The organism is Pseudomonas sp. Soil_N_39, assembly GCF_057655955.1.
Window position 1 is genome coordinate 130,836 of sequence record NZ_JBDGLI010000008.1, and the last position, 20,415, is coordinate 151,250.

Here is a 20,415-nt window from a genome sequence, read left to right on the forward strand (position 1 = left end):
CGCCGTGGACCTGAAGATTGATCGCAGTGTTTCCGAGCCCTTGATCCGGCAGCTCGTGACGCACCTTACGGGTTGGATCAACGCCCATGGCATACGCCCCGGCGCGCGGATGCCGTCCATTCGCCAGTTGGCCCGGGAAAATGGCCTGAGCCTGTCGAGCGTGATCAAGGCCTATGACCAACTGGTTGCCAGCGGGGTGCTGGAATCTCGGCATGGCGCGGGCTTTTTTGTCGCGCAGCAGTTGGCCCGGCCGGTGGAACCGGTACCTGAAACGGATAACGCGCCGTGGCGGTTGTTCGACAATGAAGCGACGCAGCTCAAGCTCGGTTGCGGCTGGCTGCCCGACGCCTGGCGTGACGACACCGACCTGGGCCAGGCGATCCGCCAGGTGGTGCGCAGCGACAACCACGCGTTGTTCAACTACAGCACCCCGCTGGGCTCGCCTCAGTTGCGCCTGCACCTGCAAAAACGCCTGGGCCTGATCGACATTCACGTCGACCCGGCACAGATCATCACCACCCAAGGCGCCAGCCAGGGCCTCGACCTACTGGTGCGAACCCTGCTCAAGCCCGGTGACCTGGTGCTGGTGGAAAGCCCCGGCTATTACAACCTGTTCAATCTGCTGAAGCTGCACGGGGTCAAGACCGTGGCGGTGCCCAGAACCGCGCAAGGCCCGGACATTGCCCGCCTGGAACAGCTCCTCGGCGAGCACAGGCCCTCGTATTTCTTCATCAACAGCATGTACCAGAACCCCACCGGCACCAGCCTGGCGCCGAGCGTGGCCTATCGTCTGCTGCAACTGGCAACGGCCCACGACTTTCGCCTCATAGAGGACGACATCTACGCCGATTTCCAGAATGGCCCGACGTCCCGCCTGGCCTCCCTGGATGCCCTGGACCGGGTGATCTACTTGGCGAGTTTTTCCAAGACGCTGTCCAGTTCGCTGCGCATCGGTTACGTGGTCGCCCAGCCCGACATCATCCAGCGCCTGGCCGAAGTCAAGATGATTACCGGCATCGGTTGTTCGCTGCTGGCGGAAAACGTGGTGGCGACATTGCTGGCCAACGGTGCTTATCGCAAGCTGATCCAGCGCTTGCGCCAGCGCCTGAACAAGCAGATGGCAAGTACGCTGCGCCAACTGGACCCGACTCACTGGGAGGTGTTTGCCGAGCCGATGGGAGGCTTGTTCGTCTGGGCCAGGCCGCGGTGCCTGGCGGCACAGCGGGTGCAGCAGATCGCCCGGGAGTTGCAGGTCCAACTGTCTCAGGGCTCGATGTTCCTGCCCCAGGGCGAGGCGTGCGATTGGTTGCGGTTGAACGTGGCTTATACCCAGGATCATCGTGCGCAGGTGTTCTTCCAGCGGGTGGAGCAGGAGTCGATTGCGGTGGGCCTATAGGGTATGGGGGGATTGTTCTGGCGCCATCGCGAGCAAGCTTTGCTCCCACAGGGAGAGCAGGGGCCAATCACAAGACTTGTACCCGCTGAAGATCCCTGTGGGAGCAAAGCTTGCTCGCGATGGCGGACTGACCGGTCACAAAAAACATCAGTGTTAATGGGAATAGATATCAAACGACAATGAGTTGCTGTATCTTTCGCGACACATTTTTGTCAGCCTCCCGATGTGGGTGGCTTGTTTCCATTAGGATTGTGCATCGATGCGTCGGATTCTCGTTTCACTGTGTGTGCTCCAGGCTTATTCCGTTCCTACCTGGGCCGAAGAACCAATCCCTGCCAAACCAGCCTCCCTTGAGTTGCAAGCCACGGATATCGTCGGTAATTCCGACTATGAATCAGCACAAGGCCCGGTGAAGGGCTATCACGCCACCCGTTCGGCCAGTGCCACCCGTACCGACACCGCGATCCATGAAACCCCGCAATCGATTTCCGTGGTGTCCCGCGACGTGGTCGAAGACCTCAGCGCCACGCGCCTGCAAGACGCCCTCGATTACGCCGGCGGCGTAGGCCGGGGCAATAACTTCGGCGGCCAGGGACTGACCACTTTCACCGTGCGCGGTTTCACCACCGGGGAGTTCTACCGTAACGGCTTCCCGATCAATCGTGGCTACCCGAACATGCCGGACGCCAACACCATCGAGCGGCTGGAAGTCCTGCGCGGCCCAGCCACCATGCTCTATGGCCGTGGCGATCCGGGCGGCACCTTCAATGTGGTGTCCAAGCAGCCGTTGGCCGAGCGCACGGTGACCCTGGGCAGCCAGGTCAGCGACCAAGGGATGCGTCGCGGCACGCTGGACGCGTCTGGTCCGCTGGACGAAGAAGGGCGCCTGGCCTATCGCTTGAACGTGATCGGTGAGGGCGGTGACACATTCCGCGACCACGTCGAGACCGAGCGTTACGGCATCGCGCCGGTGGTGAGCTGGCAGGTCAACGACACCACGCGCCTGACCTTTGAAGGCGATTTCATGCGCAACAACGCGCCCCTGGACCGTGGTTTGACCCACTACGCCGGCCAGCGCGGCAGCGCCTCGCGCGATACATTCTTCGGCGAAAAAGATGCGGGCAAACTGCACAACGACAACAACATGCTGCAGGTGCGTTTCGAGCACATGCTCAATGACGACTGGACCTTGGCCGGCGGAACCCAGTGGCTCGACGGCACCTTGCAGGGCAACGCGGTGGAAGGCAACAGCATCGGAGCCGATGGGCGCACGCTGAGTCGTAACTTCAATTACCGCAAGCTGGAATGGACCGATCGGGACACCCAGCTCAACCTCACCGGGCATTTTTCCACCGGCGGCTTCGAGCACACGTTGTTGACGGGTATCGAGTATGAAGACTACGACTACCAGTCCATCATCCAGCGATCCTCTGGCGCCGGCGGTGCCTACCCGATCGATATTTTCGATCCGGTGCATGGCCAGCCACGCCCGGCGTTGACGCGCACACCCACAAATGACCAGGAAAATCTCAAGACGTTTGGCGTGTTTGTTCAGGATCAGGTGGCGCTGACTGAGCGCCTGAAGGTGTTGGCAGGGGCGCGTTTCGAGCATTTCGAGCATGAGTACGAATCCTTCGTCCCTCAGGCTCGGCCCGGTAGCCGTAACTGGGACAAGACTGAAAATGCCGTCACCCCACGCCTGGGGGTGATCTACGATCTGACCGATACCGTTGCGCTCTACGCCAACACCGCGCGCTCGTTCAAACCCAACACCGGAGCCAGTCGCCAGGGGCAGGGTGAGGGGTTTAAGCCGGAAGAGGGCAAGTCCTACGAAATGGGCGTCAAGTGGGAAGCGCTGGATCGGCAGTTGAGCGTCGACGCGGCGATCTACCAGATTGAAAAGCGCAACGTACTCACGCCCGATCCGCTGGATTCCACCTTCAACGTGGCTGCCGGGGAAGTGCGCAGCCGTGGTTTCGACTTGAATGTGGCGGGCAATTTAACGCCAGAATGGCGTGTGATCGGTGGCTACGCGTATGTAGATGCCGAAGTGACCAAGGACATCAATATCCCGTCCGGCACCCGCTTGCTTAACGTGCCCAAGAACTCCTTCAGCCTGTTGAACGTCTACGAGTTCCAGGACGGTGGCCTCAAGGGTCTCGGCCTGGGCCTGGGCGCCAAGTATGTCGATGAGCGGGCCGGCAATACGGCGGCCAGCACCTTTACCATGGACAGCTACACCGTTGTGGACCTGCTCGGCTACTACAAGGTCAACGAGCGGATCCGCCTCAACCTGGACCTGAAGAATCTGTTCGACGCCGATTATGAGGAAGGCGCATTTGGTGGCGTCTACGCCTACCCAGGCGCACCACGAACCGTGCAGGCCGGCATCTCCTACATGCTCTGAATCCCGTGCGTCATGAAAACCCCGGAGGTCCTGCCTCCGGGGTTTTTCTTTTTACCACTTGCCTGTGCTCATCCCGCCGTCCACCGGCAGTACCGCGCCGGTCGTGAAGTCAGCGCTCGCCAGGTACAACACGGCCTCGGCAATTTCCTCGACAGTGCCCACGCGTCCGGCCGGGGCCAGGTTGTCGAGGAAGTCGCGGTGCGCCGGGTCATGCATCGGCGTGTCGATGATGCCGGGGGCGACCGCGTTGACCTTGATGTTGTGGGGCGACAGTTCCAGGGCCAGGGCGCGGGTCATCTGGTTGACGCCGCCCTTGATCAACACTGGCAGCGCCGCCGGCACCTGGATGTTCGGCTGCAGGGCCACAGCGGCTGAAATGTTGATGATGAAGCCTTGCTGGCGCCCGATCATGTGCGCGGCAGCGGCCTGGCTGGCGTAGACCAGACCCTTGAGGTTGGTGTCCAGCAGCGCGTCCAGATCCTGGGGGCTGTATTCGACGAAGGGTTTTGGCAGGAAGAAACCGGCATTGTTCACCAGCCCGTCAACGGCGCCAAACGCCTCGACGGCTTGGGCGATGAGGGCGGTTGAAGTGGCCGGGTCAGCAATGTCGCCGGCCACGCCAATGAAACCGGCCGGGTGGCCGAGCTGGGCGGCGGCAGCCTCCAGGCCGGACGGGGAGCGGGCATTGCCCACCACGTTATACCCCCGACCCAGGAACGCCTTGACCAGACCCAGGCCGATACCGCTGGAAGCGCCGGTGATGATGACGGTTTTGTTGAGGCTCATGATTGACTCCTGATCACATTGAGTTGAACCGGTGCGCCTGTGTTGGCGGTGGTTGAGTTCAGGGTATTGATGCCTCAGGGTTTGATAAATAAGGCTTCTGGTACTTGAGTTGATACGCCATGTAATTAATGGCAAGGGCAACACATAACCCCTGTGGGAGCGAGCTTGCTCGCGGTAGCGCCAGGTCAGTCGGCATTGATGTGACTGGCTCACCGCAATCGCGAGCAAGCTCGCTCCCACAATGTTCCCGGCTGATCGCAAACCCGCGTTCGCCAGCAATCCCCTGTGGGAGCGAGCTTGCTCGCGATAGCGCCAGGTCAGTCGGCATTGATGTGACTGACTCACCGCAATCGCGAGCAAGCTCGCTCCCATAATGTTCCCGGCTGATCGCAAACCCGCGTTCGCCAGCAATCCCCTGTGGGAGCGAGCTTGCTCGCGATTGCGCCAGATCAGTCGGCATTGATGTGACCGACTCACCGCAATCGCGAGCAAGCTCGCTCCCACAATGTTCCCGGGTTGGCAGGCAGAAAAAAGCCCGGTCAATCGGACCGGGCTCGCAAGAGTGGAGCGTTATTCCTTGGGAAGACTTCGATACTGCGTCGTCGTCATCCCCGCGTATCCCCAGTTATCGGTGTCGACTTCCTCGATCACGATATGGGTCAAATGCGGATCCTTGCCCAGCACGCGCTGGAGGGTTTCGGTGATTTCGGAAATCACCTGGGCTTTCTGTTCACGGGTGACGCCGTCTCGGGTAATTCGCACATTGACGAAAGGCATGTTGCACTCCAGCTGGTGGGAAATGGACGCAGGACAATGCCCGCGTGTTGGAAGGCCACTGTATTTATATGCCGCAGACTGATAAACAGGCTTTTCGAAACTTCAGTTGATACGCGGTGTAATGAATCATGAAGCGTCATTTCGAAGACCTGCAGCTAGGCAGCATAGAACTGTTCTGCCTGGCGGCGGAGGCGGGCAGTTTCACGGCCGCGGCGCAGCTGGCGGGGGTGACCCCGGCGGCGGTGAGCCGCTCGATCTTTCGCCTGGAAGAACGCCTGGGCTCACGGCTTTTCGTGCGCACCACCCGCAGCATCCGCCTGACCGAAGCCGGCAGGACCTATTTCGAGCAATGCCGGCAAGCGCTGACGCAACTGGTCGAGGCGCAACAGGAAATGATGGGCGCGCAATCGGTGCCGTCCGGGCAACTGCGCATCAGCCTGCCCACCACTTACGGCCATCACCGCATCCTGCCCTTGCTGCCGGCCTTTCGGGCGCTGTACCCGCAAGTCAGCGTGGACCTGCACCTGAGCAATCGAAACATCGATTTTGTTGCCGAAGGTTATGACCTCGCCATCCGGGTGCGGGCCCAACCCGACTCGTCGATGATCGCCCGGCTGCTGGAAGACGCGAAACTGGTGGTGGTCGCCTCCCCGGAATATCTGCGTAGGGCCGGCACGCCCCAGGCTCTTGAAGACCTGGACGACCACGAGTGCATCCAGTTCGAATTGCCCAGTAGCGGACGACGGATTTCCTGGTTGTTCAATGTCGAAGGCAAGGAAAAGGAGGTATTCGGCGAAGGGGGGTACTGTTGTTCGGACGATGTGCTTGGTGGCGTGACGCTGGCCAAACATGGCGCCGGTTTGTTCCAGACCTACAAGTTCATCGTGGAGCAGGAGCTGGCCAACGGGCAATTGGTGGAGGTGCTTGCGCCTTTCGCGGGGCGCTCACGTCCGTTCACCTTGCTGTATCCCCACGGCCGGTACGTGCCGCAGCGGGTGCGAGCTTTTGTGGATTTTCTGCTGCAGTACCGGGAGCAATGGGCGACGGATTGAAGTAACGGTGACCTGTGGCGAGGGGATTTATCCCCGCTGGACTGCGAAGCAGTCCCAACAGCAGCGATGCAATCAATCTGGTACATCGAAGCATAAGGTCTAGGGCTGCTTCGCAGCCCAGCGGGGATAAATCCCCTCGCCACATAGATTTTCAGGTCAGAACCGAAACGCCTGACGCCCGATCAGCAGCCACTTGCCATCCTTCTGCTTCTGCCAGATCTGGAAGTTCTCGATCTCCGTCGGCACCACCTCTGTGCCCTTGAGCGCCTGCGCCGAGAAATGATTGCGCACCAGCGCCACATCACCCGACAAGGTGATTTTCTGGTTCTTCATTTCCAGGGTCTTGAACGCACTCTTGCCCGTTTCAATGTCGGCGATGAAGGCTTTCTTGTCCTGGATGTTGCCGCTGGAGTGCCCGTAGGTCAGGTTCTCGGCGGCCAGTGCCTGGAGTTGGGGGATGTCTTTGTGCAGCATGGCTTGGGTCAAATGATCGACCGCCTGGGCCACTTCCTGCTCGGGCGATGTCGCGGCTGCCGCTGCGTAGCCGCTGAACAGGCACAAGAAGCTGATGACCAATGTCGCTTTTTTCATGGGATTTCCTTGTTGTTGTAGGTATCAGGAACGCGAGCGAAGCGTGCTCGTCGGTCATCGTACAACTTGTGAGGGAGGACTGGAATAGGGCACAGGCAAACCCATCAGACACAGAGCTCAAGGGCGCTGGCCATGTGGCGAGGGAGCTTGCTCCCGCTGGACGTGTAGGAGCCGTGTAGGAGCTGTCGAGTGCAACGAGGCTGCGATCTTTCCCCAAACACTTGAATCTCAAGCGAAAGATCAAAAGATCAAAAGATCGCAGGCTTCGCCAGCTCCTACAGAGCCCAGCGGGAGCAAGCTCCCTCGCCACGGAAGTGCAGCTGGCGGTCGGAATCCGATTCACAACCCTTCCCGCACCGCCCCCCGAATCCCTTCCAGCAACATGGTGAACGCTGGGTTGTCGTTGTCCTCGCGCCACACCAGGTGCAACTCGCTCTGCACCCCTTCGCCCAGGTCGATCTCGCGAAACACCACCTGCTTGAACACCACGCTGGTGGCGCAACGCGGTACCAGGGCCAGACCCATGCCGGCGTTGACCAGCGCCAGGATCGTCAGCGACGACCCCAGCCATTGCACGAATTGCGGCGCGACCTGGGCCGAGCGCAGCATGCCGGTGAGCAGTTCGTTGAAGGGTGGGTAGGCGGCGTGGGAGTACATCAGGAACGGCTGTCCATCCAGGTCCTGGACGCTGACGGTTTCGGCGCTGGCCAGCGGATGCCCGGCGGGCACCGCCAGCACGAAGGGCTCGCGCACCAGGCATTCGGTGGCGTAGCCGGTTTCCAGCAGCGGTGAGCGGACGATGCCCAGGTCGATGCGCCGGGCGCGCAGGGCTTCGTGCTGTTGGTAGGTGTTCATCTCCGCCAGGACGATTTTGACCTGGGGTTGTTTCAGCCGGGCCTCGGCAATCACCTTGGGCAAGAACTCGTACACCGCGCTGCCGACGAAGCTGATGGTCACCGAACCGATGTCGCCCTGGGCGAAACGCCGGGCCGCCACGGCGGCTTGTTGCGCCTGTTCCAACAGGTTCTGTGCCTCGATGAAAAACGCCCGGCCGGCGGCGGTGAGCGCCACGCTGCGGGTGCTGCGGGTGAACAGCTCGACGCCCAGGTGATGTTCCAGCAATTGGATCTGCCGGCTCAGCGGCGGTTGGGTCATATTCAGGCGTTCGGCGGCACGACGGAAGTTGAGTTCGGTCGCCACGGTGGTGAAGCAGCGCAACTGGGCCAGTTCAAACATTGATTCAATCCGAGTATCAATCAAGTGCCAAGTTAGATTAGACGGGAACAATCCACCACGTCCATCATCCTCCCGTTCCTCACAAAAACAATGATCGGGAGGCCCCCCTTGAATAACGTAACGGACTCCACCCATGACAGCACCCTGGCGCTCGCGGCGGCCAAGGTCAAACGTCATGTCCTGCCGTTGGTGGTGGTGATGTTCATCGTCAACTACATCGACCGGGTTAATATCGGCTTCGTGCGCAGTCACCTGGAAACCGACCTGGGCATCGGCGCCGCGGCCTACGGGCTCGGCGCCGGGCTGTTCTTCATCGGCTACGCGCTGTTCGAAGTCCCGTCCAACATGCTATTGCAACGCTACGGCGCGCGGGCCTGGCTGACGCGCATCATGTTCACCTGGGGCGCGGCGGCCATGGCCATGGCCTTTGTGCGCGGCGAGACCAGTTTTTATGTGCTGCGCTTCATCCTCGGCGCGGCGGAGGCGGGATTCTTTCCCGGCATCATCTACTACTTCACCCAATGGCTGCCTGCCAATGAGCGCGGCAAGGCGATGGCGATCTTCCTGAGTGGGTCGGCCATTGCCTCGGTGATTTCCGGCCCGGTGTCCGGCGCCTTGCTGCACATCAGTGGGATGGGCTTGCATGGCTGGCAGTGGATGTTCCTGATCGAAGGTTTCGCCTCCATCGTGCTGTGCGGGTTTGTCTGGTTCTGGCTGCAATCGCACCCGAGCCAGGCCAAATGGCTGACGGCTGAAGAGAAAACCGTATTGATCGCCGCCATCGCCGAAGAGCAACGGGCCCGAGAAGCGGCGCAAGTGGTCAAGCCGTCGATGTTCAAGTTGCTGGCCGACCGACAGATCGCGCTGTTCTGTTTCATCTACTTTTCCATCGCCCTGACCATCTACGGCGCCACGTTCTGGCTACCGAGCATGATCAAGAAGATGGGCAACCTGGGGGACTTCCAGGTCGGTTTGCTCAATTCCATTCCGTGGATCATTTCCATCATCGCGATGTACGGTTTTGCCGCCCTGGCCGGCAAATGGAAATTTCAGCAGGCCTGGGTCGCGGTGACGCTGGTGATCGCTGCGTTCGGCATGTTCATGTCCACCACCGGCGGGCCGATCTTTGCCTTCGTGGCGATCTGTTTCGCGGCCATCGGCTTCAAGGCGGCCTCGGCGCTGTTCTGGCCGATTCCCCAAGGCTACCTGGATGCGCGCATCGCGGCGGCGGTGATCGCCCTGATCAATTCCATCGGTAACCTCGGCGGCTTCGTGGCGCCCACGGCCTTCGGTTTTCTGGAACAGACCACTGGGTCCATCGAGGGTGGGCTGTATGGGCTGGCAATCACCTCCCTGGTTGCCGCCGTGGTGATTTTCTTTGCCCGCACCAAGCCGGGCCGCGATACGCCGAACTCACTGTCCGGCCGACCTGAAACCGTTGCCGGTCAACCGGAAAAACCTCAAGCCTTGAACCCTGGCCCATCGGGAGCCGTTGTATGAAGATCAAACGCGTCACCGTCACTCCCATCGCTTTTCGCGATCCACCCTTGCTCAACGCCAGCGGCATCCATGAGCCGTTCGCGTTGCGTTCGATTATCGAGATCGAGAGCGACAACGGTTACATCGGTCTGGGGGAGAGCTACGGCGATGCCCCGGCCCTGGCGATCCAGCAGCAACTGCAGAGCCAGTTGATCGGCCTGGACCCGTTCAACCTTAATCAGTTGCGGGCCATCGTCCAGGCGACCGTCGCCGCGCAGAAACCGGCCAGCGTTGCCGGTGCCGAACTGGCGCCGGGGTCCCACGCGAGCAAAGCGGTGAGCAATGCCTATTCGGCGTTCGAAGTGGCCTTCCTGGATTTGCAGGCCCATTACCTGAACGTGCCGCTGGTGGACCTGCTGGGCGGCGCGATTCGCGACGAGATCCCGTTCAGTGCCTACTTGTTTTTCAAGTACGCCGAGCACATCGATTCGCCGTACCCGCCAGACAGTTGGGGCGAAGCGCTCAACGAACAGCAGATCGTCGCCCAGGCCCGGCGGATGATCCAGGACTATGGCTTCAAGAGCATCAAGCTCAAGGCCGGCGCCCTTGATCCGGAGCATGAAGTCGCCTGCATCAAGGCGCTGAAACAGGCCTTCCCTGGCTACCCGTTGCGTATCGACCCCAATGGCAACTGGTCCCTGGAAACCTCGATTCGCATGGCCGAGCTGCTGGGGGATGACCTGCAGTATTACGAAGATCCGACGCCAGGGCTGGAAGGCATGGCCGAGCTGCACAAGCGCACGGGGCTGCCGCTGGCGACCAATATGGTGGTCACCGATTTTGATGAGTTCCGCCGCAGCGTGGCGCTGAACAGCGTGCAGATTGTGTTGGCCGACCACCATTACTGGGGCGGCCTGCGGGACACCCAGGTCCTGGCGAAAATGTGCAACACCTTTGGCCTGGGCGTGTCGATGCATTCGAACTCGCACTTGGGTATCAGCCTCATGGCCATGGCCCACGTGGCGGCCGCGGTGCCGAACCTGGACTACGCCTGCGACACCCATTACCCCTGGCAGGAGCCGGATGAAGAAGTGATCAAGGGCGGCAAGCTGCCGATTGTCGATGGCTGCGTGAAGATCACCCGGGCGCCGGGCCTTGGCTTGGAATTGGACCGGGATCAACTGGGTAAGCTGCATGATCAGTTCCTCAGCTGCGGCATCCGCCAGCGTGACGATGTGCGGCAGATGCAGCGCTACCGGCCGGATTGGAAGACCGTCAAGCCGAGGTTCTGATACACCGCAGAGGGGCCTGTGGGAGCAAGGCTTGCCCGCGATGAACGATAACGCGGTCCGGCTGTTCGACCGCGGCGCGGCTATCGCGGGCAAGCCTTGCTCCCACAGGTATCTCCACAGGTCTTGCTCTCACAGAAAAATCCCTCCCACATCCCTAGGCCCCCCTGCGGCCCACACCCAAAGTACCGCACCCGCCAGCCTCGCCGTCTTACACCCAAACTGCCGCGCCCACCTGCATCGCAGTCTTACGTCCAAACTGCCGCGCCGGGCCCGAGCTTCCAAAGCATCCGCCAATTGCCTCCAAGGCAGCGTATGACGCGCCCTGGCACCTTTCGATAATCGCCTCCGACATCCCGTCCCCTGTTGCGGAGCGCGCCATGCACAACAATAAAAATACCTGCCTGCGTTTTTTACCTGCGGTCATCGCCGGTCTTTCCAGCCTGGGTCTGACGCCTTGGGCCAACGCTGAAATCATGCTGTACGACAAGGACCAGACCACCTTTTCCACCGACGGCTACATCAACGCCTTTTACGTCAACAGCGACGTGGACCGCGCCGGTGAGCAGTACGACCGTCGGCAGGCGCGGGTCAAGATGGGCTTTTTGCCCAACTACCTGGGTTTCAACATGGGCAAGCAGGTCGATGACCTTAAGCTCGGCGCCCGGGCCTCGTTCTGGGTGACCATCAACGACAGCGAAACCAACGGCACCGACACCGCCATCGACGTGCGCCAGTTCTACGGCACCGTGGCCAACCCGGAGTGGGGCGAGGTATTGGTCGGCAAGGACTTCGGCCTGTTTGCCCGCTCCAACATCCTGCTGGACGAACTGCTCGCCGGTTACGGCCAGGTCAGTGACACCCTGGGGCTGGTGGACGGCGGTGGCGTCTCGTTCGGCAACATTGGCAGCGGTTATCCGTACCCGTTCCCGACCTCGCAGATCACTTACCGCACGCCGGTGATGGACGGGCTGCGGGTGGCGGTGGGGATCATGGACCCGGTGGACACCAACGACAACAGCGCCACCGGCAAGGCCTACCAGGAAAACCCGCGCACCGAGAGCGAGATCACCTACCAGTTCGACCTGGGCGGGGCGAAGATCTACAGCTGGCTCAACGGCAGCTACCAGACCTCGGACAACACCGACTCCACCGTTGAGTCGGTGACTTCCAAGGGCCTGGGGTATGGCGTGCAGGCCAAGATGGGTGGGTTGTCGCTCACCGGTTCCGGGTTCCAGGCCAAGGGTATCAACCCGTTCTTCACCAACAACGCCGGTGAAGCCACCCTGCGCAATGTCGACAGCAAGGGCTACCTGTTGCAGGGCTCGTACAAACTGGGCAAGAACCGCCTGGCGCTGTCCTACGGCAAGACCGATGACGACGGCAACGGCGTGGTGGGCAGTGGTGCCGATTACGAAACCCGGGGCATCGCGCTGTTCCACGACATCAACGACAACCTCAAGCTCGTGGCCGAGTACAACCAGTTCGAAATCAACGGCCACGACACCAGTGCCCAGAATGAAGACACCGATACCTTTGCGGTGGGGGCGGTGCTTACCTGGTAAAGGGGACGACGCTGTCTGTGGGAGCAAGGCTTGCCCGCGATAGTCGCGCCGCGGTCGAGCAGCTGAACCGCGTTATCGTTCATCGCGGGCAAGCCTTGCTCCCACAGGCCTTTGCTCCCACAGCCTCCCATAGGCCTTTGTTCCATAGATAAATCCCCTCGCCACAATAGTCATTCCAACCGGACACCGTCGCAGTCTTTTGTGGCAGGGAAGTTTGCTATTGGGGGCTGCGCATCAGCCCCCTTTTTTTCAGTGGGACGTCCCCTCGGCAAACTCGATCTTGTTGCCGACGTTGTACTTGCCCGAAGGCTTGTTCATGGGCAGGCGCTTGATTTCCTTGAGGGTGTCGCTGTCGTAGACGATCAGCGCACCATCGGTGTCCCAGATACTCAGCAGCAAGTAGCGGCCGTCGCGGGTGAACTCGACGTGGGCGGCGGTCTTGCCGGGCATGGGCCGCAGGGTGTGGGCGATTTCCAGGGTCTGTTTGTCGATCAGGTGAATGGCATCGTTGTCGGGGCCGAAGAACACATCGGTCCAGGCGTAGCGGGAGTTGGCATGGCTGCGCAGGAAGAAACCCGGCCCCAGGGTGGGGATCTGCTGGATGACTTTCCAGGTGTCGAAGTCGATCACCGAGATCAGCCCCTTGCTGATGTTGGGCGTGGCGAACACCCAGTGCCCGTCGCGTTTCCAATAGGTCCCCGAGCCCAGGTGCGGCATGCCCGGCAGCGCGATATCAGAGACGATCCGCCCCGTGTCGAGGTCGATCACCTGGCCGCCCTGGGCCTTGCGCGAGGTGGCGAGCAATTGCCGGTAATCGGGCGAGAAGGAAAAATCATCGAGGTAATCCTCGGCCTCGATCCGCCGGGGCACGAAGTCCGGGTTCGGCCCGGTGGACAGTTCCCAGACCTCTTTCACGTCCTTCAAGGCCACGATGAAGCTGTCCCGCGGCGGCGCGGTATAAACCGCACTGACCCGCGAGGCCTGGCCGTTCAGCCCAACCGTTGCGACCGTCTTGACCAGCGACAGGTCACGGGCATCCAGCACCACCACGTTGCCCGGCAGGGTGTTGCCCACCAGCACCCAGCGCCCGTCCTTGCTCACCGCCAGGTTGCGGGTATTGAGCCCGGCCCGCACCTCGGCGATGAGCGTGAGGTTGTGCAGGTCATACAGGCTGATCCAGCCGTCCCGGGAGGCGAAATAGACGAAGCGTCCGTCCGGCGAAAACTTCGGTCCGCCATGCAGCGCGAAGTGTGAGGCGAAGCGCGCCAGGACCTCGAAGCGATCGCCGTCGACGATATCGACGTGATGGTCGCCAGCCTCCACCACCACGAACAGGTTCAGCGGATCGGCGTGGTGTTGGGGTTTATCGGGCAGGGCGACGACATCCGCCAGCAGGCGATGGCTGCGGCGTGTGTCGTCCTCGCTCCAGGTTGGTTCGACGGCGGGCGGACGCTGGAGATAGTGGGTCAGGCCATCGATCTGGGCAGGCGTCAGCACCGTGCCAAACGCCGCCATCTGGCTGGCCGGGCGGCCATTGGCGATTACTTGGCGGATCTCGTCGGGCTTGATCCGGCTCAGGCTCTGGGGCAACAGCGCCGGGCCGGCAGCGCCGATGCGATTGACTCCGTGGCACTGCTGGCAGTGTCGCTGGTAGTCCTGCTCAGCCAATGCCAGGTCCGGCTCAGGCACCGTGGCACCCTGGACGGCGCCGATCCACAGCAACGGAGCCAGCCAGCCGATCCTCATGATGCCACCCTCGCGATACCCGGCTGAACCAGCGTGACCGGGTGCAGGCGTGCCGGATGCTCCAGCAACTGATGGGCAAACAAACCGACCACCTTGCCGATCACCGTCAAGGTCGGTAGGCCTTCGGCGCAGGCCCGCGACATGTCCGGCAGTTGCTGGAGGGTCCCGCGCAGGACCTGCTGGTCGGGGCGCGTGCCGTTGCTGATCAACGCCGCCGGCGTGTCAGCCGCCAGGCCCGCAGCCATCAGCCGCGTGGCGATGGTGCCGAGGTTTGACAAGCCCATGTAGAACACCAGGGTCTGGCTGTCATCCGCCAGGCTTTGCCAGGGCAGGTCCAAGTCGCCTTCGCGTTGCAGATGACCGGTGATGAAGCGACAGGAGTTGACCAGGTCGCGATGGGTCAGAGGAATGCCGGCATAGGTGCTGCAACCGGCCGCGGCGGTGATGCCGGGCACGACTTGGCAATTGATACCCCGGGCCAGGAGATACTCCAGCTCCTCGGCACCGCGACCGAAGATGAACGGATCACCGCCCTTGAGCCGCACTACCCGTTGTCCCTGATCGGCCAGGTCGGCCAGCAGTTCGTTGATTTGTGGCTGGGGCAGGCTGTGGCAACCGGCGGCCTTGCCGACGTAGTGCCGGGCGCAGGGCAGGGGGATCAGATTGAGCAATTGCGGGCTGATCAAGCGGTCGTAGACCACCGCGTCGGCCTGCGTCAACAGGCTCCAGGCGCGCAAGGTCAACAGGCCCGGGTCACCGGGACCGGCGCCGACCAGGGCGACTTCACCCGGTCTGAAGGGCGATTGCAGGGCAGCGGGCAAAACGATGGAGGCAGGCATGGGACTTCCTTGGTTCGTCATCAGGTTCGCCGTTGGTTTATCGGGCGCAGGGCATCGCAACGCTGGGAATCGCGTGCAGGCCAATTTCGTCATCGCTGAGGTGGCAGCCGGGGTCCTGGCCCCACAGGTCGCCGTCGGCCCAGGCGCGGGTACGGGTATTGCCGTTGCAGATGTCCAGCCAGCGGCATTGCCCACAACGGCCGCCCACGGCTCGAGGGTGTTCGCGCAGCTTCAACAGCAGGGCGTCGGGACGCTCCAGCCAGAGGCTCTTGAACGGCGTCTGGCGAACGTTGCCCACCGAGTGCTGCCACCAATAGGTGTCGGGGTGGACCTCGCCGGTGTTGTCGATGTTGGCGATGCCGCTGCCCGACGCATTGCCGCCCCAGGCCCGCAGCATCTGCTCCAGTGCGGCGTAGTGGTGGGGCATGTGCCGGGATACCCAGTGCAGCAACAGGATTGCATCGGCGTCGTTGTTGCCGCTGACGAAGTCACTGTCGCGGCCTTGTTCGATGTCGTGCCAGGCCCGCTCGAAGATCAAGGTCATGGCCTCGCGACTCATTTGCTGGTGGGCATCGAGTTTGCGACTGCGCTTGCCGCGTCCGCTGTAGTTCAGATGCGACAGATAGAATTTCTGTACGTCGTATTCATTCATCAAATCCAGCAAGCGCGGTAACTGGGTATGGTTTTGCTGGGTGAGGGTGGTGCGCAATCCGACCCGGATGCCTTGCTCGCGGCAGAGCCGGATGGCCGCCATGGAGCTGGCGAAACTGCCCTTGAGCTGACGGAATTCATCGTGGGTCGCTTCCAGGCCATCGATGCTGATGCCCACGTAATCGAAGTTCGCCGCCGCAATCTGCTGAATATTGGACGCGTCGATCAGCGTGCCGTTGGTGGACAGGGCGAGGAAAAAGCCCTTGCCGCGGGCATAGGCGCTGAGCTGGAACAGATCGTCGCGCAGCAGCGGTTCACCACCGGACAGGATCAGCACGCGCACCCCAGCGTCATGCAGGTCGTCGATGACCTTGAGCGCTGCAACGGTGTCCAGTTCATCGCGAAACACGCTGTCGGCCGATGTCGCATAGCAGTGCTTGCATGTCAGGTTGCAACGCCTGAGCAGGTTCCAGATCACCACTGGCGGACGGGGGCTGCCCGGTGGCGCGACGCGTGGGGCGGGGCAGTGCCCGGCCAGGGCTCGCAGGTAGTGGCTGATCCTCAACATAAGTCGCTCCGTGGGAGCAAGGCGTGGTGGGAGCAAGGCTTGCCCGCGATGAAGCCGATGCGGTCCTTCATAAAACCGACGCCCCTGTTTGGCGAGCAAGCGTTGCTCCCACAGGCGTCAGGCGCAGGCCGGTTTTTTTCAGGATGCGGCTGCTCACCAGCATGTCGTCGCCGGTGCAGGCGTCCCCCAGCAGGTAGCGCAAGTGTTCACGGTAACTGTCGATTTCTTCGCGACTGCGGCCATGGACCATGGCGAACAGGTTGTAGCGCCAGCCGGGCCGACGCGGGCGCCGGTAGCAGTGGCTGACGAAGGGCTGCGCCCCCAGCAGGGCGCCGAGGCGCGAAATGTCGGCATCGGCCACGTCCCAGACCGTCATGCCGTTGTGGCGATAACCCAGGCGGTAGTGATTGGGCACGGCGGCGATGCGCCGGATCGCCCCTTCGGCTTGCAGGCGCTTGAGCAGGTCGAGGGTGGATTCCACGTTCAAGCCCAGTTGCTCGGCCAGCCAGGCCCAGGGGTCTTCGAGCAAGGGCAGGCCGGCCTGGGTCAGTTCCACCAGGCGCCGGGCCAGGGGTGTTTCATCCCGCCGTGGCGGCGCTTGCCACGAAGACTCAGACGGGGAAATACAGGCCGACATGGTAGGTCTCCTCTTTGGGCAGGTTCAGCGGCACCAGGCCGGTCAAATGTTCGATGCGCAGCAGGGTGTCGTGGATCGCCTGTTCGCTGGGGCAGGCGAGCACGAACCACATGTTCCAGGTGTGCTCGCGGCGGTAGTTGTGGGCGACTTCGGGCATGTCGGCGAGCAGCTCGGCGATGGTGTCGAAGCGTGGCTCGGGCACCGCCAGCGCCGCCAGGGTGAACGCACCGCCCAGGCGATCGATGTCGAACATCGGGCCGAAGCGGGTGAGTACACCGTCGTTGAGCAGCTCATGCAGGCGATCGAGCAATTCGCTACTGCTGCTGTCCAGCTCTTGGGCCAGGGCTTGCCAAGGGTGGCGCACTAGGGGCAGGCCCAGTTGCAGGCGATTGATCAGGCGGCGGTCCAGGTCATCCATCGATACGGGCTCCGGCCGGTGCGGCGAAACGTCCACCGCATTGCTTGAACAACTGCGTGCTGAACAGCAACTGGTGGGGCAGGTCGTCCAGCAGATGTTCTTCAAGCAGCGCCTGGACCTGAGCCTCGACACAGTCACGCTGGCGCCCGTGGATCATGCAGAACAGGTTGTATTGCCACTGGGGCAGGCGCCGCGGGCGCTGGTAGCAAAGACTGATGCCGGGGGCCTGACCGAGGCGACGGCCGACTTCATCGACCAGGGCGTCCGGCACGTCCAGTACCAGCATGGCGTTGGCGGCAAATCCCAGGGCGCGATGGTTGACCACCAGGCCGACGCGCCGGAACAGCCCCTGTTCATGCCAGCGCTGCACCTGCTCGAGCACCTGTGGCTCGCTGGCTTCGATCTGCTCGGCCAGCGCCTGGAAGGGACGCGGTGTCAGGGGCAGGCCGGTTTCCAGTAGACGGCGCAGTGCCAGTGACTGTTGCTCGCTCAGGGTGTTTTTCATGAGATGGCCTCCAGGGCAAAGCCCAGGTCGATGCGGTAGGCGGTGAGCATGGGCAGGTCCAGTGGCGTCAGACCGGTGTCGCGTTCCAGTTCCTGGAGGATGTTGTCCAGGTGCGCCCGGTTGGGGCCGGTCAGCACGAACCAGAGGTTGTAGCGATGCTCCCGGGCGTAGTTGTGATTGACTTCCGGGTATTGGCTGACGCGTGCCGCTACCTGGTGCAAGCGCTCTTCGGGCACGGCCAGGGCGGCGAGGGTGCTGGCCCCGGCCCGGGTGTGCTCGAACACCGGGCCGACCCGCGATAAGGTTCCGGCCACCTGTAGGTGGTGCAGGCAGTCGATGACCTGGGCCTCGCTGCAGCCCAAGGCCTGGGCCATGGCTTGATAGGGCTCGGCGCACAACGGCAGGCCATGCTGGAATCGATCGATCAGGCGCCGGGCCAGTGAGTTGGGTGTCATGGTCAGTACCCCGGCTTGTGCGCGCGGCTGCTGAAGAAAATACCGCTGGGGCTCAGGGCCGGCAGGCTGCCCAGGCGTTCGAGGCGATAAGGGTCCCAGACTTGTACCTGACCACCATCCCGGGCCGACAACCAGAGCTGGTCGCCCCGGGCGGTGAACTCCATGTGCAGCACGGCCGGGCCGGGCCGCAGGTCGGCGACGATGGCGTGGGTCTGGGTGTCGATGACCTGGACGCGGTCGTTGTCCGGGTAGGCAAAGTTGACCCACAGCTGCCGGCCGTCCGGTCGCGCCGTGACGAATACCGGTTGGCCGGCCACGGCGATGGCGTCGGTCTGCTGCCAGTCCTCGGCATTCATCACCAACACCTGGTGATGCCCGACGGCAGGCACGAAGACTTGCTGGTCGGCCAGGGCCCAGCCTTCCAGATGCGGCATCTTGTACACCGGGAGTCGCGCCTGGCCGCGCCCGTAATGCCCCAACACCCGTTTCACCCCGCGCTCCGGATGCCAGAGATCGAGTTGGGCCATGCCGTCTTCACCGAACAGCCCGGCCATGTAATAGCGGCCGTCCGGGGTGATCAGGGCGTCGTAGGGTTGCAGCCCAATGGCGGTGAAACGCTCGATGCGCGGGGTGAGGCCGAGGCTGAAATCGGCGGTCCAGATTTCGCCGGTGTCGAACAGGCTGAAGACGAAGCGTTGTCCCGGCGCATCCACCAAGCCGACCACCCGTGAACGTTTTTGGCCGCCGGGCAGCGGGGTGGCCGGGATGTCGGCGACCTGTTCCAGGGTCTGGGCATCGAACACCTTGACACCACCGGGCTCGTAGTTGGAGACGGCGATCAGCTTGCCGTCCTGGCTGATCGCGCCGCCGATGCTGTTGCCGCCCTGGATGATCCGGCGCTCGATGCGTGCGCACAGCAGGTCGACCTTGCTCAGGCCGCCATCACGGCCGAACACATAGGCGTAGCGCTGGTCACGGGAGAACACCACCGAGGCGTGGGACAAGTCGCCCAGGCCTTCGACGCGACCCAGGGCGGTGCGGGTGTCGCTTTCGATGATTTGCAGGCTGCCGCTGGCGCGTTCCACCACCACGCCCAAGTCGCCGGTGCCGCGCAACGGTGTCTGGGCGCAACCGCAGAGCAGCAGGGCGATGGCCGTGGAGGACAGGAAGGAACGGATCATGAGGCGGGTTTTCCTTGAAGGAGCCGGTCCACCAGCCAGCGAATGTCGTCGGGTGAAAGCAACGCTGCCCAACCGGGCATGGCACTGCCGGGCCGTCCGAGGGTGACGGTGGCGATGAGGCTGTCGCGGGATTTTCCGGCCAGGGCTTCGTGGGTCAGGGGCGGGCCGAGGCCGCCGGTCAGGTACAGGCCGTGGCAGGCGCCACAGTCCTGGTCCAGCAGGTGTTGCAATCGGGCCTGGCGCTGGCTGTCGGGAGCGGCCAGCGCGCAGGTGGAGAAAACCAAGAGGAGGGTGGTCATCGAGGTGGTGAAGCGGTGTCGTTCCATGACGTCCTCCTGATCAGAAAATAAAGTCGCGCACGGCCTTTGTGGCGAGGGGTATGTGGGAGCAAAGCTTGCTCGCGATACAGGCGCCTTGATCCTTGAAAGACCGCATCGCAGCCATCGCGGGCAAGCCTTGCTCCCACATAACTCTCCTCGCCACAGGGAGATGCCCTCAGTCAAGGTTATTTAAGGGTCAAGACCCACGCCGCGAGGATCTTGGCTTCCTCTTCCGTCACCGGATTGGCCGGCATCGGCATCGGTCCCCAGTTGCCTTGCGTGCCTTCCTTGATGTGCTTGGCCAGCACGTCCTGGGCCCCGGCGACGCCGGCGTTTTTTGCCGCGACCTCCTTGAGCGCCGGGCCCACCACCTTGGTGTCGATGGAATGGCAGGCGGCGCAGGGTTTGCTCTTGAACAACGTCGGGCCGTCCTGCGCCAACGCCGGCAGGCTGTAGGCGGCAGTCAAGGCCAGGGCAATCAGAATAGGCTTCATGGTTTTTCCTCTTATTGATGGGG

Annotated in this window: 20 protein-coding genes; 6 read left to right on the plus strand and 14 right to left on the minus strand. The window is 62.5% G+C overall.

What is annotated here, in order from left to right; genetic code table 11:
• Nucleotides 1-4: 4 nt before the first annotated feature.
• Together AC3A5O_RS14005 and AC3A5O_RS14010 are read left to right on the plus strand one after the other, a co-directional pair.
• The gene (locus tag AC3A5O_RS14005; RefSeq protein WP_487753313.1) at nucleotides 5-1,396 is read left to right on the plus strand and encodes an aminotransferase-like domain-containing protein; all 1,392 of its coding nucleotides are present in this window, start codon (nucleotides 5-7) and stop codon (nucleotides 1,394-1,396) included.
• A gap of 259 nt (nucleotides 1,397-1,655) precedes the next feature.
• The gene (locus tag AC3A5O_RS14010; protein WP_487753314.1) at nucleotides 1,656-3,803 is read left to right on the plus strand and encodes a TonB-dependent siderophore receptor; all 2,148 of its coding nucleotides are present in this window, start codon (nucleotides 1,656-1,658) and stop codon (nucleotides 3,801-3,803) included.
• Nucleotides 3,804-3,854: 51 nt separating this feature from the next.
• Here AC3A5O_RS14010 and AC3A5O_RS14015 read toward each other — a convergent pair whose 3' ends face one another.
• Together AC3A5O_RS14015 and AC3A5O_RS14020 are read right to left on the minus strand one after the other, a co-directional pair.
• Nucleotides 3,855-4,589: an SDR family NAD(P)-dependent oxidoreductase gene (locus AC3A5O_RS14015; RefSeq protein ID WP_487753315.1), complete on the minus strand. Its 735-nt coding sequence runs from the start codon at nucleotides 4,587-4,589 to the stop codon at nucleotides 3,855-3,857.
• Between the two features lie 570 nt (nucleotides 4,590-5,159).
• Nucleotides 5,160-5,366, minus strand: a complete 207-nt coding sequence (locus AC3A5O_RS14020; protein ID WP_003202537.1) for a tautomerase family protein — start codon at nucleotides 5,364-5,366, stop codon at nucleotides 5,160-5,162.
• A gap of 128 nt (nucleotides 5,367-5,494) precedes the next feature.
• Between AC3A5O_RS14020 and AC3A5O_RS14025 the strand changes: the two genes are divergently transcribed.
• Nucleotides 5,495-6,418, plus strand: coding sequence for a LysR family transcriptional regulator (locus tag AC3A5O_RS14025; RefSeq protein ID WP_487753316.1), 924 nt, complete (start codon nucleotides 5,495-5,497; stop codon nucleotides 6,416-6,418).
• Between the two features lie 156 nt (nucleotides 6,419-6,574).
• Here AC3A5O_RS14025 and AC3A5O_RS14030 read toward each other — a convergent pair whose 3' ends face one another.
• Nucleotides 6,575-7,009 carry a nuclear transport factor 2 family protein gene (locus tag AC3A5O_RS14030; protein ID WP_305470788.1) on the minus strand — a complete coding sequence of 145 codons (435 nt, stop codon included), beginning with the start codon at nucleotides 7,007-7,009 and terminating at the stop codon, nucleotides 6,575-6,577.
• A gap of 339 nt (nucleotides 7,010-7,348) precedes the next feature.
• Complete coding sequence (locus AC3A5O_RS14035) at nucleotides 7,349-8,245, minus strand: LysR family transcriptional regulator (RefSeq protein ID WP_122566464.1); 897 nt, start codon at nucleotides 8,243-8,245, stop codon at nucleotides 7,349-7,351.
• Between the two features lie 90 nt (nucleotides 8,246-8,335).
• On the opposite strand from AC3A5O_RS14035, the gene AC3A5O_RS14040 reads away from it, so the two are divergent.
• From AC3A5O_RS14040 to AC3A5O_RS14050, 3 genes are all read left to right on the plus strand, one after another.
• Nucleotides 8,336-9,745 carry an MFS transporter gene (locus AC3A5O_RS14040; protein ID WP_122566465.1) on the plus strand — a complete coding sequence of 470 codons (1,410 nt, stop codon included), beginning with the start codon at nucleotides 8,336-8,338 and terminating at the stop codon, nucleotides 9,743-9,745.
• Nucleotides 9,742-11,016 (plus strand): glucarate dehydratase family protein, encoded by a 1,275-nt coding sequence (locus AC3A5O_RS14045; RefSeq protein WP_122566466.1) that lies wholly within the window; start codon nucleotides 9,742-9,744, stop codon nucleotides 11,014-11,016. The genes AC3A5O_RS14040 and AC3A5O_RS14045 overlap by 4 nt, the downstream gene beginning before the upstream one ends.
• Before the next feature lie 377 nt (nucleotides 11,017-11,393).
• Nucleotides 11,394-12,578: a porin gene (locus AC3A5O_RS14050; protein WP_122566467.1), complete on the plus strand. Its 1,185-nt coding sequence runs from the start codon at nucleotides 11,394-11,396 to the stop codon at nucleotides 12,576-12,578.
• 249 nt (nucleotides 12,579-12,827) lie between these two features.
• Here the strand turns inward: AC3A5O_RS14050 and AC3A5O_RS14055 are convergent, their stop codons facing one another.
• The 10 genes from AC3A5O_RS14055 to AC3A5O_RS14100 all read right to left on the minus strand — a co-directional run bounded on the left by AC3A5O_RS14055 (nucleotide 12,828) and on the right by AC3A5O_RS14100 (nucleotide 20,392).
• Entirely contained in the window at nucleotides 12,828-14,324 is a 1,497-nt protein-coding gene (locus AC3A5O_RS14055; protein WP_487753317.1) for a cytochrome D1 domain-containing protein, read from the minus strand.
• Complete coding sequence (cobA, locus tag AC3A5O_RS14060; protein WP_305481454.1) at nucleotides 14,321-15,163, minus strand: uroporphyrinogen-III C-methyltransferase; 843 nt, start codon at nucleotides 15,161-15,163, stop codon at nucleotides 14,321-14,323. The genes AC3A5O_RS14055 and cobA overlap by 4 nt, the downstream gene beginning before the upstream one ends.
• Nucleotides 15,164-15,200: 37 nt before the next feature.
• Nucleotides 15,201-16,382 carry a heme d1 biosynthesis radical SAM protein NirJ gene (gene nirJ, locus AC3A5O_RS14065; protein WP_487753318.1) on the minus strand — a complete coding sequence of 394 codons (1,182 nt, stop codon included), beginning with the start codon at nucleotides 16,380-16,382 and terminating at the stop codon, nucleotides 15,201-15,203.
• Between the two features lie 67 nt (nucleotides 16,383-16,449).
• Nucleotides 16,450-17,019, minus strand: coding sequence for a siroheme decarboxylase subunit beta (ahbB, locus tag AC3A5O_RS14070; RefSeq protein ID WP_487753319.1), 570 nt, complete (start codon nucleotides 17,017-17,019; stop codon nucleotides 16,450-16,452).
• Nucleotides 16,994-17,437: an Lrp/AsnC family transcriptional regulator gene (locus tag AC3A5O_RS14075; protein ID WP_122566472.1), complete on the minus strand. Its 444-nt coding sequence runs from the start codon at nucleotides 17,435-17,437 to the stop codon at nucleotides 16,994-16,996. Before AC3A5O_RS14075 ends, ahbB (AC3A5O_RS14070) begins: the two co-directional genes overlap by 26 nt.
• Nucleotides 17,430-17,942, minus strand: coding sequence for a siroheme decarboxylase subunit beta (gene ahbB, locus AC3A5O_RS14080; RefSeq protein WP_487753320.1), 513 nt, complete (start codon nucleotides 17,940-17,942; stop codon nucleotides 17,430-17,432). Before ahbB (AC3A5O_RS14080) ends, AC3A5O_RS14075 begins: the two co-directional genes overlap by 8 nt.
• A complete protein-coding gene (locus AC3A5O_RS14085; RefSeq protein ID WP_487753321.1) occupies nucleotides 17,939-18,397 on the minus strand; it encodes an Lrp/AsnC family transcriptional regulator in 459 nt (152 codons plus the stop codon). Before AC3A5O_RS14085 ends, ahbB (AC3A5O_RS14080) begins: the two co-directional genes overlap by 4 nt.
• A gap of 2 nt (nucleotides 18,398-18,399) precedes the next feature.
• Nucleotides 18,400-19,578, minus strand: a complete 1,179-nt coding sequence (locus AC3A5O_RS14090; protein ID WP_487753322.1) for a cytochrome D1 domain-containing protein — start codon at nucleotides 19,576-19,578, stop codon at nucleotides 18,400-18,402.
• Complete coding sequence (locus tag AC3A5O_RS14095) at nucleotides 19,575-19,904, minus strand: c-type cytochrome (RefSeq protein WP_487753323.1); 330 nt, start codon at nucleotides 19,902-19,904, stop codon at nucleotides 19,575-19,577. Before AC3A5O_RS14095 ends, AC3A5O_RS14090 begins: the two co-directional genes overlap by 4 nt.
• A gap of 179 nt (nucleotides 19,905-20,083) precedes the next feature.
• Nucleotides 20,084-20,392: a c-type cytochrome gene (locus AC3A5O_RS14100; RefSeq protein WP_053119574.1), complete on the minus strand. Its 309-nt coding sequence runs from the start codon at nucleotides 20,390-20,392 to the stop codon at nucleotides 20,084-20,086.
• Nucleotides 20,393-20,415 lie beyond the last annotated feature (23 nt).